This is a genomic window from Ideonella dechloratans, from assembly GCF_021049305.1.
Classification (GTDB): domain Bacteria; phylum Pseudomonadota; class Gammaproteobacteria; order Burkholderiales; family Burkholderiaceae_C; genus Ideonella; species Ideonella dechloratans.
The window spans coordinates 52641-67936 of record NZ_CP088082.1 but is presented as its reverse complement, the minus strand read 5'-3'; the positions used below and the strand labels follow the sequence as shown (position 1 = coordinate 67936).

Here is a 15296-nt window from a genome sequence, read left to right as displayed (position 1 = left end):
GGAGACTGCCATGAGCCCCATCCTCCGCCGTAGCGTGATCGCCGCCCTCTGCGGCACCGCCCTGAGCCTGCTGTCGCTGCCTGCCGCCCAGGCGCAGGACGCCCCCAGCATCGCCCCCCTGCCCGATGGCATGGTGGCCATCCACTACCACCGCCCCGACGGCAACTACGACGGCTGGGGCGTGCACCTGTGGGAGAGCTACGAGAAGGTCGAGAACGGGAAGGTGGTGGGCGGCAAGAGCAAGAGCGACCAGCCGATCATGGGCATCACCTGGATGAACCCGCTCAAGCCCACCGGCCAGGACGGCTTCGGTGCGTACTGGCAGGTCAAGGCCGACGAGTTCCGCAACGGCAAGTACAACTACATCATCCACAAGGGCGACTCGAAGGACTGCACCAAGGACTCTCAGTGGTTCAGCACCCAGGGCCCGCAGATCTTCATCAACCAGGGCGACTGCACCGCCTACCTGTCGGCCGAGGACGCGATCAAGGCCCGCAAGTAAGCCTCTTTCTCAGGCCCCCGTCCGCGGGGGCCCTCCGTGTCCCCTCAACGGGCCGCGCCCAGGCCACGCCATGCCGCGCCGCCGGGTCCCGTGGTCCCGGGCCTCCAGGCCCACGAAAGACGCGTTATGCTGCGCGCCGCCACAAACCCGTCCCGGGTCGGGGCGTGCGCCCGCAGCGTCGATCGGCCTCTTTCGCGGTACCGCTCTGCGCGCGCCGCGCCAGCGCCCCGCGCACGACTCTCGCGTCGCCCCCCCTGACCCGAAAGCCGACCTGCGGCCGTCAGGCCGCGGATCCCAGCTGCGCATCCGCATGAAGTCTTCTGCCGCCGTCGCCCTCACGGGCACCTCCTCCGCCTGGCGGGTTCACCTGAAGCTGCTGGGCATGGCTGCGCTGTGGGGTGCCTCCTGGCCGGCCGGCCGCGTTCTGGCGCAGGCGCTGCCGCCGATGACCGCCGCCAGCTGGCGCTTCGGCATGGCCCTGGTGATGCTGGCCGCTTGGCTGCACTGGCGCGGCGGCCTCGGGCGGCTGGGGGCGTTGTCGGCCCGCCAATGGCTCGGCCTGGCGGTGGCCGGCACCTTCGGCGTGTTCGGCTACGCCCTCTTCTTCATGCTGGGCCTGGCCCATGTGCCTGCGGGGCGCGCGGCGTTGGTGGTGACGACCAACCCGGTGGTCACCACGCTGCTGGCCGCCTGGTGGTTCGGCGAGCGGCTGAACCGCCGGATCGCCGCCGGCATGGCCATCGCCACGGCCGGCGCCCTGGTGGTCATCGCCCACGGCCGCCCCTGGACGCTGCTGGCCGGCGGCATCGGGCTGGGCGAGTTGCTGCTGCTGGGCTGCGTGGCCACCTGGGTCGGCTACACCCTGATCGGCAAGCGCCTGCTGACGGGCATCGACCCGCTGACCACGACCGCGGTGACCGCCGGCATCGGCCTGGTCCTGCTTCTGAGCTCGGCCCTGCTTTTCGAAGGGCCGCAGGCCCTGGCCGCGCCGATGCACGCCATGGCGTCCGTGTGGGTGGCGATGGCCTTTCTCGCCGCCGGCGCCACCGTGCTGGCCTACGCTTGGTACTTCGAGGGCGTGTCGGCGCTCGGCGCCGGCGCGGCATCGGCCTACATCACGCTGGTGCCGATCTTCGGTGTCCTGTTCGCGGCCCTGCTCCTCGGCGAGCGGATCGACACGCAGATGGCACTGGGAGGCTGCCTGGCCGTCGGGGGCCTGGGCGTGATGAACCTGGCCCGTCGCCCGTCGGCCTGAGGGCCAAAAAAAAGGGCGCTCTTGCGAGCGCCCGAATTCCTAAAGAGATAGAGCCATGAAACCGGCAGTCTGCTCACTGCCGGGTTGCCCCCGAAGGGGCAACGGGGAGATCACCACCAGGATTCGACCTGGAAGCCGATCGTCGAACCGTTGGTGTCGCTGCCGAAGCGGCCGCTGGTGCCACCGGCCACGCCACCCCACAGATCGCGGGCGGCGTCGTTCCACTTGGCATAGGTGTAGAACAGACGCAGCTCCGGACGGGCCCAGAAGCCGCGGCCGGCCACGATGGTGGGCGCGATGGTGAACTTGCTCAGGCGGCGGGTCTGGCGGTTGATGTCGTCGCCCGAGGTCGGGGTGACTTGGTCATAGCCATACTCGGCCTGCACCTTGAAGTAGTCGCTCACGTGCCACACGGGGCGCACGCCGAACGAGGTCCACTTGTAGTTGTCCTTCTGGTCCTGGTGGACGAAGGTGGCCATGCCGCTGAAGGACGGGTTGATCTGCCACTGCAGCATTTCGACCACGCGGAAGGTCTTGCTGGCTTCGTCCTGGCCATTGTCGGGGTAGGCGAACACCAGGTTGCGTGCCGAGCCCTTGCCCCACTGCACCGCGAACTTGTTGAAGCCACCCAGCACGCCACCCATGAAGTGCTGCACCGTGATGGCCTGACCGCCGTTGTCCTGGCCCGCCGCCTTGGCGGCGGAGGTGGCATCGGCGGTGTTGAGCTGCAGACCCACGGTCAGGTCGCCGTAGCCGCCCAGGCCGATACCGCCCAGTCGGAAGTCATGGCGGGTGGTGGCGCTCTCGCTGCTGTTGCCGTTGCGGAACAGGGCGTACGAGAACTTCAGCGTGTCACCCAGCTTCACGTCCTGGATGCCGGCGCCGTAGCCCGAGGTGTCCCAGTAGTAGAAGTCGTTGATGTGCACGTCGTTGCGCTCGTAGAAGCGCTTGCCGGCCCACACCGTGCCGCCGCCGGCAAAGGGCAGCTCCTTGGCTTCGATCCAGTTCTCGCGCAGTGCGGCATCACGGCCGTTGCCCTTGAAGCTCTCGAAGTCCTGCTGCTGGTCCGAGATGTAGGCCAGGCGGCCGTGGTAGACGAACTTCACGCCGTCCTTGCCCTCGAAGAGGTCCTGGTCGGCGGCCAGCTCGGCATAGGTCTCGCACTCGTTGCCCAGGCGGTACTTGGAGTAGGCACCGGGCAGCTGGAAGCAGGTCTGGCCACCGTTCTTGCCCAGCGTGCTGCCGCCGCCGGAACGCAGGTAACCGTGGAACTCGAACGCCTGGGCCGACAGGCCCACCAGCGTCATCGCTGCGGCCACGGGCAGCAGCTTCAACATCTTGCGCTTCATCATGTCTCCTTCTTGCTTCTGAAAAAAGGACCGGCCAGGGCTGCTACCGGTCCGACCGAAACCCATCGACGCTCAGCCGCCTCCCGGATCAGACTGGCGCAATGCGTGTGCGATGCCCTGCGCCGCGCCGGTCAGAGCGACGTGTGGGGCGGTGACCAGGCCGGTGGCAATGCCGGCCTGGTAGCTTTCGAAGCGGCCCTTGGCTTCGAAGCGCTCGCGAAAGCGCGAGCCGACCAGGTGGTCCGCGATCTTCTGGGCGATGCCGCCGGCAATGAACACGCCGCCACGTGCGCCCACGGTCAGGGCGACGTTGCCGGCGAAGGTGCCCAGCATCGAGCAGAAGACATCGAGGGTGGCCAGGGCGGCGGCCTCGCGCTCCACCAGGGCGCGATGGCTGATCTGCTCCGGACTGAGTGTTTCGGGCGGCGTGCCGCGGACCGTGCACAAGGCCCGGTGCAGCAGCGGCAGGCCCAGGCCAGAGAGCACCCGCTCGGCCGACACATGGGCGAATTCACGGCGCAGCAAACGCAGCACCTCGGCCTCCACCTCATCGGCCGCAGCCACCGTGACGTGACCGCCTTCGGCGGCCAGCGCGACCCAGCGGCCCTGCCCCACCGGCACGCAGGTGGACACGCCCAGGCCGGTCCCGGGGCCGACCACGGCCATCGGCGCGGCGGCATCGGGCCGGGCGGGACCGCCGAACAAGGTCACGTCCGCGGCGGACAACTGCGGCAGCGCCAGGGCCAGGGCCTCGAAGTCGTTGAGCAGCAGCACCTGCTCGACGCCCAGGGTGCGGATCAGGGTCTCGCGGGACACGACCCAGGCGCTGTTGGTCATGCGCGCCGTGTCGCCCTGGATGGCGCAGGCCAGCGCCAGCGCGGCCTGCCGCGGGCGGGGCCGCTCGCCCGTGCGCGCGGTCACGGTGTCCAGGTAGGCCAACGCCGCGGCCTGGGGCGACGGATGGTCCGAGCCCTTCAGCGTTTCGACATGGGCCACCGGCCCGCCCGGCTCCTGCACCAGGCCGAAGCGCGCATTCGTCCCGCCGATGTCTGCGACCAGCCAGGGAAAGGAATCGATGGAGAGCGGCTCGCGCATCGGGTCAATGGAGTGGGGCGGACCCGGGCCAGGATCAGCCCGGTGTCCGAGAAATGTAGCAAAACTACATAGCGCCCAACTACGGGTGAACACCGAGGAAACTCTTCCCTATTGACAACAATCGCTCCATTGGAGAGAAGACGCTTCACATGTAATCACGCTACAGGTAGTCATCAGGATTTCCCGACGCAATCGCGCCGACGTTGTGCACCTGCACACCGGGAGGTCCCAGGTGCAGGCATCATCCGGACATGGCCTCTCCCATCGCCCCCCGTCTGCTCGCCGACATCGGCGGCACCTACGCCCGCTTCGCGCTCGAACGTGAACCGGGTGTCTACAGCGACCGCCACAACCTGCGGTGCGCGGACTACCCCGATTTCCTCTCGGCCCTGCAGGCCTACCTGGCCCAGGTCGATGCGCGCGACATCCGACTGGGCGCCATCGCCATTGCCAACCCGGTCGAGGGCGATCAGGTGCGCATGACGAACTACCCCTGGCGGTTTTCCATCGAGGCCGCGCGACGCGCCGTCGGCTTCGACACGCTGCTGGTGGTCAACGACTTCACCGCGCTGGCCATGGGCCTGCCCCATCTGGAGGCCAGCCAGGTGCGGCAGATCGGCGGCGGACAGAGCCGCGAACGCAGCGTCATCGGGCTGCTCGGCGCCGGCACCGGCCTGGGGGTCTCGGGGCTCATTCCGGTGGAGGACGGCTGGGTGTCCCTGGCCTCCGAAGGCGGTCACGTCGCGTTCGCGCCCCAGAACCCGCGCGAACTCAGCGTGCTGGAGTACGCCTGGCGCCAGTACGCGCACGTCTCGGCCGAGCGCCTGATCTCCGCCTCGGGCATCGAGCTGATCTACCGCGCGCTGGGCTCACGCTCGCAGCACGGCCCCGATCCGCTGGCCGCCCCGGAGATCACCCGCCGCGCGCTGGCCGGCGAAGACCCGCTGGCGGTCGAGACCATCGACATGTTCTGCGAGATGTTCGGCACCGTGGCGGCCAACCTGGCGGTGACGCTGGGGGCCTATGGCGGCATCTACATCAGCGGCGGCATCGTGCCGCGCCTGGGCGAGTACTTCGACCGCTCGGGCTTTCGCGCGCGCTTCGAGGCCAAGGGCCGGTTTTCCACCCTGGTGGCCCACATCCCGACCTTCGTCATCACCTCCGACAGCGACACGATGGCGGGCACGTCGGCCATCCTGGACGCGCAGCTGCGCCGCCAGAGCGGCGGCTCCAGTCTGCTCGAACGGGTGCGCCAGACCCGCACGACCCTGTCCGGGGCCGAACAGCGGGTGGCCGACTGGGTGCTGGCCAACCCGCGCAGCGCGCTGTCCGATCCGATCGTCGACATCGCCCGCGAGGCCGGCGTGAGCCAGCCCACGGTGGTTCGCTTCTGCCGCTCCATGGGCTGCTCCGGCCTGTCGGATTTCAAGCTCAAGCTGGCCTCGGGGCTGACGTCCACCATCCCGGTGTCGCACACCCAGGTCAAGCGCACCGACTCCACCCATGAACTCGGGGCCAAGGTGCTGGACAACACGGCCGCCGCCGTGCTGAAGGCCCGCGACGAGATCAACGCCGATGCGGTGCAGCGCGCCATTGACATGCTGCTGACTGCACGCCGCGTGGACTTCTACGCCGTGGGTCAGTACAGCATCGTCGCCACCGATGCGCAGTACAAGTTCCTGCGCTTCGGCGTGCCCACCGCCGCCTACACCGACCCTCGGGTGCAGCAGCTGGCCGCGGCCGTGCTGGGGCCAGGCGATGTGATGGTGGCGATCTCGGGCAGCGGCAAGGTCGAGGAACTGCAGGGCGCGGTCGAGACCGCGCTGGCCCGCGGTGCGCGCGTCATCGCGCTGGCCCCCAGCCATGCCCCGCTGGCCAAGCGGGCCACGCTGGCCATCACCGTCGACCACACCGAGGACGTCGCCACGCAGATGCCGATGATCAGCCGCATCCTGCACCTGGCCCTGGTGGATGTGCTGGCCGTGGGCGTGGCCATGCGGCGCAGCGCCATGCAGCCCGCGGGCACCCCCGCCCTGCCTGCGCCGGGCGCGCGCGGCGGCAAGGCCGGCAACGCCGAGGCGCCGGACTACGCACGCATGACCTCCCACGCCCGCTAGCCGCAGGCGCGCTCCACGGCCTCCACCGCCCCGGCCAGGTAGCCGGGGAACTGCGGCGACCATTCGCTGCCGATGCCCGCCAGCCGCCCCTGCCAGGGGCCTTCGGCCGGCTGCTGCGGTGGCGCGGCCGCATGGTGGCCGGCCGGCGCCTGCAGGTCCTGCGGCACCGCGGTGAGCGGGTCCTGCGCCCAGTCCTTCCAGAACTCCTGGAGCGGCTCGGCCGCGGGTGGGCCGAAGATCCGGCCCAGCTGGGCCCGGCAGTGCAGGCGCAGGGCGTCCTCGCCCAGGCGCTGGCGCGTGGCCGCCGGCAGGCCGACGAAGCCGAACAGCGCGGCCGCCCCGCCGGGGCCGCTGGCATCGTGGATCTCGCCCAGCGGGCCACAGGCGCTGCGGGCCTCGCCGGACAGGCCGGCCTCGCGCCAGAAGGGCCGGGCATAGACCGCCACGTACTTGGCGTGCGGCGCCATCCAGGTCGGAGTGTCCCGCCAGGCCCGGGCCAGCGCATCCGGCAGGGCGGGCGCGAAGTCCAGGCGCGCCATGGCCAGGCGTGGCGGCAGGGCCAGCAGCACCTTCTCAGCGCGCCAATGCAGTGTCCGGCCCTCGGCATCCAGCGCCGCCACCGTCACGCCAGCGTCCTCCCGCCGCAGCCCCTGCACGCTGTGGCCGGTGAGGATGCGGGTGCAGCCCAGGCGCGCGCGCAGGGCGTCGGTCAGCGAGCGCATGCCGCCGGGCAGGCGCAGGCCGGTGGGCGCACTGAGGTAAGCCGGGGTGCGCATCGGCGGGGCATGGGGCGTGCGCTCCAGCAACATGTCGCCGCGCTCGTGCTGCTCGAAGGGCGCCAGCCCCAGCGCGCGCACCAACTGGTCCAGCCGCCACTGCAGATCCGGCCAGTACCAGGTGGGGCCCAGGTCCAGGCGCTCGGGCAGCCCATCCACCGGCTCGGACAGGATGCGCCCGCCCAGCGCGGGCCGGGCTTCCAGCAGCACCGTGTCCCGGTGGCCCTGCTGCTCCAGCCGGTAGGCCGCGTACAGGCCGGCCAGGCCGCCGCCCACGATGAGGTGGGCGATGCGCTGCGGGGCGCTCAGCATGCTGGCTCCAGGCCCAGCGGGCGGGCCAGGTGGCCCGTCTTGCGGTACAGCGTCACCCCCTCGGGACCGGCCTGCAGCGCAGGCGCATCGCCCGGGGGCAGGCGCAGCCAGCTCTCGCATGGCAGCAGTTCACCGGCCAGCCGCAGCCGACCGGCCAGCACCAGCCACTCGCTGCCGCCCGTGGGATCCGCCAGGACCGCCTGCCCGGCCGGCAGGCGAAGCAGGTCCACCTGCTCATGGGCGGTGCGGTGCAGCGGGCGCACCAGGCCACCCTCGCCGGGCCGCCAGCCCACGCCGGCCCGGGTGTCCACGCGCACGGTGACGCCATCGTCCTGCGGCATCTGGCCCAGCTTGACGAACAGCCGCGTGCCCGCATCGCTGCGGGGCTGGTGCGAGGAGCCCGGCGGGTTGCGCAGGTAGAGACCCGCGGCCCACGCCGCATCGCCCTCCTGGAACACGCCATCGAGCACCAGGATCTCCTCGCCACCGCCGTGGTGGTGCACCGGGAAGAAGGCTCCCGGCGCATAGCGCACCAGGCTGGTGGCCCGGGCCACCTCACCGCCGATGCGGTCCAGCAGCACCCGCTGCACCCCCGGCTGCGGGGAATCGACCCAGTCCATGTCCTGCGGACGGAGCACCACCCGCTGGGAAAAATCGGCGCGCACCTGCATGTCGGTTCTCGTGAAGTCGGAACGGCCGCCCCCGGCCTGTGCGCGAGGTCGGCCAGCCCAAGCATTTGTTGCCCTGAATGGGCCGGATTCTTGGCCGCTGCCCATGTGCGCGCAAATCAGATAATGTGTGTCTTTGGTAAAGAAAATCCATCTTGAAAACGCCGGTCCACCTGAATGCCTTGCGGGCCTTCGAGGCCAGCGCGCGCCATCGCAGCTTCGCCCTGGCCGCGCAGGAGCTGCACGTCACCCCGGCGGCCGTGGGCCAGCTGGTGCGCACGCTGGAGGACTGGCTGGGCATGCCCCTGTTCCTGCGCAACCACCGCGGCCGCGCCCGGCTGGTGCCCACCGAGGCGGCCGAGCAGGCGCTGCCCGACATCCGGGCCGGACTGGTGCAGATGGCCCAGGGCCTGCGGCGCCTGCAGGCCCAGTCCGCCCGCCGCACCCTGACCGTCACGGTCAGCCCGGCCTTTGCCGCCCAGTGGCTGCTGCCCCGTCTGGACCGCTTCCAGACCGCCTGGCCGGAGACCGACGTGCGGCTGGAGACCAGCCTCAAGCCGGTGGACTTCGTGGCCCAGCAGGTGGACATCGGCGTGCGCTACGGCGCCGGCGTGTGGCCCGGGCTGGTGGCCGAGCGCCTGCTGGGCGAGGAGGTCTACCCCGTCTGCGCGCCGGCCCTGCTGGCGCGCGCTCGGCCGCTGGACAGCCCCGCCGACTTGCTGGAGCAGACCCTGATCCACGACCTGTCGATGGAGGGGCATCCCGGCTTCCCGTCCTGGGCCGACTGGATGCGCCAGGCCGGGCTGGACCACGCCACCGGCCGACGCGCCATCCAGATCAACAATTCCGCCGCCGTGCTGCAGGCCGCGGCCGAGGGCCAGGGCATCGCGCTGGCCCGCAGCGTCATGGCCCGCGACGACCTGCAGGCCGGACGGCTGGTGCGGCTGTGCCCGCAGATCCGCCTGCCCTCGCGCCTGGCCTACCACGTGGTGTACCGGCCCGAATGCGCCGGCCAGCCGATGATCCAGGCCTTCCGCGACTGGCTGCTGGCCGAGGCCGCGGCCTGGCAGGCCTCGGCCGCGCCGGCGCTGGAACCGCCGCAAGAACCCACACCCTGACGGCCCATCGCCGCTTGGGCACACTGGCGCATCCGCCCCGCCATGACGCCACCGACCCGACCGCCCGAGGACCTGATCCAGCGCCGCCCCGAGGGCCTGTACTGCCCGGCGGGGGACTTCCACATCGACCCCTGGCGGCCGGTGGCGCGCGCGGTCATCACCCACGCCCACGCGGACCACGCCCGCCCCGGCCACGGCGCCTACCTGGCCCAGCGCGACGGCGAGGCCCTGCTGCGGGCCCGGCTGGGCGAGGACATCGCCTTCCAGGGCCTGGCCTATGGCGAGCCGCTGCGTCTGGGCGCCGTGACGCTGAGCCTGCACCCGGCCGGCCATGTGCTGGGCTCGGCCCAGGTGCGGGTGGAACACCGGGGCGAGGTGTGGGTGGTGTCGGGCGACTACTTCGCCAGCGGCGCGGGCGACCACAACCCCACCTGCGCGCCCTTCGAACCGGTGCGCTGCCACACCTTCATCACCGAATGCACCTTCGGCCTGCCGATCTACCGCTGGGCGGCACAGGCGGCGGTGATCGACGAGATCCGCGCCTGGTGGGCCGGCTGCGCGGCCGAGGGCCGCCACGCCCTGCTGATGGGCTACAGCCTGGGCAAGGCCCAGCACTTGCTGGCCGGCCTGGCCACCGCCCAGGCGCCCGGGCCGGTGTGGGTGCACGGCGCGGTGGCCCGGCTCAACGCGGCCTACCAGGCCAGCGGCGTGGCCCTGCCGGCGGCGGCCACGGTGACGGCCGAGACCGACTGGAAGCGCCAGCGCGGCGCCCTGGTCATCGCCCCGCCCGCGGTGCAGGGCAGCGCCTGGGCCCGCCGGCTGGGCCCGCACCGCGACGCCTTTGCCAGCGGCTGGATGCGGCTGCGCGGCGCCCGGCGCCGCCAGGGCGTGGACCGCGGCTTCGTCTTCAGCGACCACGCCGACTGGCCGGGCCTGCTGCAGGCCATCACCGCCACCGGCGCGCAGCGGGTGATCGTCACCCACGGCGACGAGGACGCGCTGATCCGCTGGCTGCGCGAGCAGCACGGCCTGCAGGCCGAGACCCTGGCCACCGAATTCCACGACGCGGACACCGAACTGCCCGCAGCAGCCAGCACCGACTCTCCGCCGGGGGCCGCGCCATGAAGGCCTTCAGCGCGCTCTACCAGGCCCTGGACGCCAGCACCGCCACGCGCGACAAGCTCGACGCCCTGAAACGCCACTTGGCCCGGGCCGAGGCCCGCGATGCCGCCTGGGCGGTCTACCTGCTGGCCGGCGGCCGGCCGCGCCGGGCCGTGCCCACCGCCGAGCTGCGCGCCCTGGCCTGCGAGATCGCCGGCCTGCCGGACTGGCTGTTCGAAGCCGGCTACGCCGCCACCGGCGACCTGGCCGAGGCCATCGCCTACGTGCTGCCCGCCCCCGGCCGGCAGCACGGCGGCAGCCTGGCCGACTGGATGGAGCAGCGCATCGCCCCGCTGCGCGAGCTGCCGCCGGCCGAACGGGCCGAGGCGGTGCGCGCGGCCTGGGACGGGCTGGCGGCCGACGAGCGCTTTCTCTTCGTCAAGCTGGTGGGCGGGGGCTTCCGGGTGGGCGTGAGCCGGGGCCTGGTGCAGCGCGCGCTGGCCGAGCTGCACGGCCTGCCACCCGCCCTGGTGGCGCAGCGCATGATGGGCTTCACCGACGGCCAGCGCCCGCCCAGCGCCGCGGCCTACCAGGCCCTCGTCGCCCCCGAGGCCCCGGCCGGCAGCGGCCCGCGCGGCGGCCAGCCCTATCCCTTCTTCCTGGCCCAGCCGCTGGCCGATGGGCCCGACGCCCTGGGCGCGCGCGATGGCTGGTGGGCCGAGTGGAAGTACGACGGCATCCGGGCCCAGGTGGTCAAGCGCGAGAGCCAGGTGTGGATCTGGTCGCGCGGCGAGGAGCTGGTGAGCGAGCGCTTCCCCGAGGTGCTGGCCGCCGCCCGGCTCTGGCCCGACGGCACGGTGGTCGACGGCGAACTGCTGGCCTGGCGCGCGGGCGAAGCCGACCCCGCGCCCTTCGCCCTGCTGCAAAAGCGCATCGGCCGCACCCGGCTGGGCCCGGCCATCCTGGCCGAGGCCCCGGTGCGCCTGCTGGCCTACGACCTGCTGGAGGACGCCGGCCAGGACCTGCGGGACCAGCCCCTGCACGCGCGCCGCGCGCGGCTGGCGGCCCTGGGCATCCCGGCCAGCCCGCTGCTGGCCGCGCACGACTGGGCCGGCCTGGCCACCCTGCGCGCCCAGGCCCGGGCCCACCGGGTCGAGGGCCTGATGCTCAAGCACCGCGACAGCGCCTATGGCCTGGGCCGCACCGGCAGCGGCCCGGCCGCCTGGTGGAAGTGGAAGCTGGCCCCGCTGGCGGTGGACGCGCTGCTCATCTACGCCCAGGCCGGCCACGGCCGCCGCGCCAACCTCTACACCGACTACAGCTTCGCCGTCTGGAGCCGTGCCCCGCGCGACGCGGCCGAGGCCGCCGCCGTGCTGGACGGTGCCGCCGACGCGCCGGCCGACCTGCAGCTGGTGCCCTTTGCCAAGGCCTACTCCGGCCTCAGCGACGACGAGATCCGCCGGGTGGACCGGGTGGTGCGCCAGACCACGCTGGAAAAGTTCGGCCCGGTGCGGCGGCTGCGGCCCACGCTGCTGTTCGAGCTGGGCTTCGAGGGCATCCAGCCCAGCGCCCGCCACAAGAGCGGGCTGGCGGTGCGCTTTCCGCGCATGCTGCGCTGGCGCGAGGACAAGCCCCTGCACGAGGCCGACACCCTGGCCTCGCTGCAAGCCCTGATGGCTGCCACGAACGGGGAAGCCCCCGATGGCGACTGAAGTCCAAGTCCAGACCTGGCTGCAGGCGCGCGGCTGGCAGGCCTTCGGCTTCCAGCGCGAGGTCTGGGCGCAGATGGCCGCCGGCCGCTCGGGCCTGCTGCACGCCAGCACCGGCGCGGGCAAGACCCTGGCCGTGTGGCTGGGCGCGCTACAGGCCCTGCCCGGCGATGCCAAGGCCGCCGGCCCGCTGTCGGTGCTGTGGGTCACGCCCATGCGGGCGCTCAGCCACGACACCCTGCTGGCTCTGCAGGACGCCGCCCGCGAACTGGCCCCCGGCTGGACCCTGGGCGCCCGCACCGGCGACACCTCCAGCAGCGAGCGCAGCGCCCAGCAGAAGCGCTGGCCCACCGGCCTGGTGACCACGCCCGAATCGCTGAGCCTGCTGCTGGCCCGGGCCGATGCGCCCACGCTGCTCAAGCAGGTGCGGCTGGTGGTGGTGGACGAGTGGCACGAGCTGCTGGGCAGCAAGCGCGGCGTGCAGCTGCAGCTGGCCCTGGCCCGGCTGCGCCGCTGGCACCCCGGCCTGATGACCTGGGGCCTGTCGGCCACCCTGGCCAACCTGGACGAGGCCCGCGACACCCTGGCCCCCGACGCCGTGCTGGTGCAGGGCGCGCGCGACAAGCTGCTGACGCTGGACACCCTGCTGCCGCCCAAGGTGGAGCGCTTCGCCTGGGCCGGCCACATGGGGCTGACGATGCGCCCGGCGGTGGTGGCGCGCATCGAGGCCGCGGCCAGCACTCTGGTCTTCACCAACACCCGCTCGCAGGCCGAGCGCTGGTTCCAGGCCCTGCTGGAGGCCCGGCCCGACTGGGCCGGCCTGATCGCCCTGCACCATGGCTCGCTGGACGCCGAGGCCCGCCGCTGGGTCGAGGCGGCGATGAAGGAGGGGCGGCTCAAGGCCGTGGTCTGCACCGCCAGCCTGGACCTGGGCGTGGACTTCCTGCCGGTGGAGCAGGTGCTGCAGATCGGCTCGGCCAAGGGCGTGGCGCGGCTGATGCAGCGCGCCGGCCGCTCCGGCCATGCGCCGGGCCGCGCCTCGCGCGTGACGCTGGTGCCCACCCACAGCTGGGAGCTGGTGGAGGCCTCGGCCCTGCGCGCGGCCCTGCAGGCCGGGCAGATCGAGCCGCGCCGCCCGCCGCAGGCGCCGCTGGACGTGCTGGTGCAGCACCTGGTGACGGTGGCGCTGGGCGGCGGCTTCCGGCCCGAAGATCTGCTGGCCGAGGTGCGCAGCGCGCCGGCCTACCGGGGCCTGAGCGACGCCGCCTGGGCCTGGGCCCTGGCCTTCGTTCGCCACGGCGGCGAGAGCCTGCGCGCCTACCCCGACTTCCAACGCGTGGTGCCCGACGCGGACGGCGTCTGGCGGGTGCCCGATGCGCGCCTGGCCCGCCGCCACCGCAGCAACATCGGCACGATCGTGTCGGACGCGGCGATGAGCGTGCAGTTTCTGACCGGCGGGCGCATCGCCACGGTGGAGGAGAGCTTCATCGCCCGGTTGCGGGCGGGCGACGTCTTCCTGCTGGGCGGGCGCACGCTGGAGCTGGTGCGCACCGAGGGCCTGACCGCCTATGTGCGCCTGGCCAAAAGCGGCCGCCCCCTGCTGCCACGCTGGGCCGGCGGCCAGCTGCCCATCTCGGACACCCTGGCCGCGGCCCTGCTGGAGCGCCTGGCCGCCGCCGCGCGCGGCAAGGCGGCCGACGCGGAGATGCAGGCGGTGCAGCCCCTGCTGCAGCTGCAGGCCGCCTGGTCGGCCCTGCCCACGCCCGACATCCTGCTGGCCGAGACGCTGCGCTCGCCCGAAGGCCACCACCTCTTCCTCTACCCCTTTGCCGGCCGCACGGTGCACCTGGGCCTGGCCTCGCTGCTGGCCTGGCGCCTGGCGCGCGAGACCCCGGCCACCTTCACGATGGCCGTCAACGACTACGGCCTGGAACTGCTGAGCGCCACGCCCATGGACTGGACCACCGTGCTGCCGCGCGCCCTGGCCCCGGCCGAGCCGGACGCGCTGCGCGAGGAGGTGCGCGCCAGCCTGAACGCCGGCGAGCTTGCGCGCCGGCGCTTTCGGGAGATCGCCCGCATCAGCGGCCTGATCTTCCAGAGCCACCCGGGCGAGGCGCGCAGCCAGCGGCAGCTGCAGGCCTCGGCCTCGCTGTACTACGAGGTCTTTCGCCAGCACGACCCGGGCAACCGCCTGCTGCAGCAGGCCGAGGACGAGCTGCTGAGCCAGGAACTGGCGGTGGACCGGCTGGACCACAGCCTGCGCACGCTGCAGCAGCGCCGCCTGCAGCAACAGGTGCTGGCCCGCCCCAGCCCGCTGGCCCTGCCGCTGATGGTGGACCGGCTGCGCGAACGCCTGTCCACCGAACAGCTGGGCCAGCGCCTGGCCCGCATGCTGGCTGAACTGGAGGCCGCCGCTGGCGGCGAAGCGCCGACCGACCTGACCGAACGCCTGGGCTTCAGCGCCGAGGCCTCGGCTGCCGCCCCCCGTGGCCGCCGTGGCCGCGCAGGCGCGGGCACCCGCGCACGCCCCCGTCCCCGCCCTTGATCCCCATGCCCGACCCCGACACCCCTGCCCCGCACCCGGCCTCGACGTCAGCCCTGCACGGCGCCCTGCCGCTGGAGGCCGCCGGCACCCGGCTGTGGCTGCGCCCGGACGGCACGGTCTGGTGGCCCGAGCAGGCCACGCTGTTCGCCGCCGACCTGCACCTGGGCAAGGGCGCGGCCTTCCGCGCCGGGGGCCTGCCGCTGCCGGCGGGCAGCAGCGCCGCCGCGCTGGACGGGCTGGACGCGGCGGCCCGGGCCTGCGGCGCGCAGCGGGTGGTCGTGCTGGGCGACTTCTGGCACCACCGCAGCGGCCTGGGCCCGGCCCTGCAGGCGGCGGTGGCCCGCTTCGCCCGGGCCTGGCCCACCACCGTGGTGCTGGGCAACCACGACCGACCGCTGCCGCCCACCCTGGCCGAAGGCCTGCCGCTGACGGTGGTGACGGGCCCGCTGACGTTGGGGCCGCTGCAGGCCGTGCACGAGCCGCGGCTGAACAGCCCGCCCGGCAGCGCGGCGCCGGTCCCCGCCGGCTTTCGCCTGGCCGGCCACCTGCACCCGGCGGTGCAGCTGGGCTCGCGCGCGGGCGACCGGCTGCGCCGGCCCTGCTTCGTCTGGACCGCCCACGAACTGGTGCTGCCCGCCCTGGGCCGGCTCAGCGGCCACTGGACGCTGCGGCCCGAGGAGTTTGCCGCCCTGGGCGCGCAGGTGGCGCTGATCGCGGACAGCGCCGTCGTGGCGCTGCCGCGGTGCTGA

Annotated in this window: 12 protein-coding genes; 8 read left to right on the top strand and 4 right to left on the bottom strand. The window is 73.1% G+C overall.

What is annotated here, in order from left to right; genetic code table 11:
* Positions 1-10 precede the first annotated feature (10 nt).
* Together LRM40_RS18205 and LRM40_RS18200 are read left to right on the top strand one after the other, a co-directional pair.
* Entirely contained in the window at positions 11-502 is a 492-nt protein-coding gene (locus LRM40_RS18205) for a pullulanase-associated domain-containing protein (protein ID WP_151125269.1), read from the top strand.
* Positions 503-812: 310 nt separating this feature from the next.
* A complete protein-coding gene (locus LRM40_RS18200) occupies positions 813-1757 on the top strand; it encodes a DMT family transporter (RefSeq protein ID WP_151125268.1) in 945 nt (314 codons plus the stop codon).
* Positions 1758-1867: 110 nt separating this feature from the next.
* Here the strand turns inward: LRM40_RS18200 and LRM40_RS18195 are convergent, their stop codons facing one another.
* A complete protein-coding gene (locus tag LRM40_RS18195) occupies positions 1868-3109 on the bottom strand; it encodes a maltoporin (protein WP_231067896.1) in 1242 nt (413 codons plus the stop codon).
* 69 nt (positions 3110-3178) lie between these two features.
* Entirely contained in the window at positions 3179-4201 is a 1023-nt protein-coding gene (gene glk, locus LRM40_RS18190; protein WP_151125266.1) for a glucokinase, read from the bottom strand.
* Positions 4202-4452: 251 nt separating this feature from the next.
* Between glk and LRM40_RS18185 the strand changes: the two genes are divergently transcribed.
* Entirely contained in the window at positions 4453-6318 is a 1866-nt protein-coding gene (locus LRM40_RS18185; protein WP_151125265.1) for a glucokinase, read from the top strand.
* Here LRM40_RS18185 and LRM40_RS18180 read toward each other — a convergent pair.
* Complete coding sequence (locus LRM40_RS18180) at positions 6315-7406, bottom strand: flavin monoamine oxidase family protein (protein WP_211373040.1); 1092 nt, start codon at positions 7404-7406, stop codon at positions 6315-6317. The genes LRM40_RS18185 and LRM40_RS18180 overlap by 4 nt on opposite strands.
* Positions 7400-8077 carry a cupin domain-containing protein gene (locus LRM40_RS18175; RefSeq protein WP_211373039.1) on the bottom strand — a complete coding sequence of 226 codons (678 nt, stop codon included), beginning with the start codon at positions 8075-8077 and terminating at the stop codon, positions 7400-7402. The genes LRM40_RS18180 and LRM40_RS18175 overlap by 7 nt, the downstream gene beginning before the upstream one ends.
* Before the next feature lie 152 nt (positions 8078-8229).
* Here LRM40_RS18175 and gcvA point away from each other — a divergent pair, with 152 nt between their 5' ends.
* From gcvA to pdeM, 5 genes are read left to right on the top strand one after another with little or no spacing between them, the layout of a single operon-like run.
* Positions 8230-9192: a transcriptional regulator GcvA gene (gene gcvA, locus LRM40_RS18170; RefSeq protein WP_151125263.1), complete on the top strand. Its 963-nt coding sequence runs from the start codon at positions 8230-8232 to the stop codon at positions 9190-9192.
* Between the two features lie 42 nt (positions 9193-9234).
* On the top strand, positions 9235-10317 hold the full coding sequence (locus LRM40_RS18165; RefSeq protein ID WP_151125262.1) for a ligase-associated DNA damage response exonuclease: 1083 nt from the start codon (positions 9235-9237) through the stop codon (positions 10315-10317).
* Positions 10314-12005 (top strand): ATP-dependent DNA ligase, encoded by a 1692-nt coding sequence (locus LRM40_RS18160; protein ID WP_151125261.1) that lies wholly within the window; start codon positions 10314-10316, stop codon positions 12003-12005. Before LRM40_RS18165 ends, LRM40_RS18160 begins: the two co-directional genes overlap by 4 nt.
* Complete coding sequence (locus LRM40_RS18155; protein WP_151125260.1) at positions 11995-14547, top strand: ligase-associated DNA damage response DEXH box helicase; 2553 nt, start codon at positions 11995-11997, stop codon at positions 14545-14547. Before LRM40_RS18160 ends, LRM40_RS18155 begins: the two co-directional genes overlap by 11 nt.
* A gap of 5 nt (positions 14548-14552) precedes the next feature.
* Positions 14553-15296, top strand: coding sequence for a ligase-associated DNA damage response endonuclease PdeM (pdeM, locus tag LRM40_RS18150; protein WP_231067895.1), 744 nt, complete (start codon positions 14553-14555; stop codon positions 15294-15296).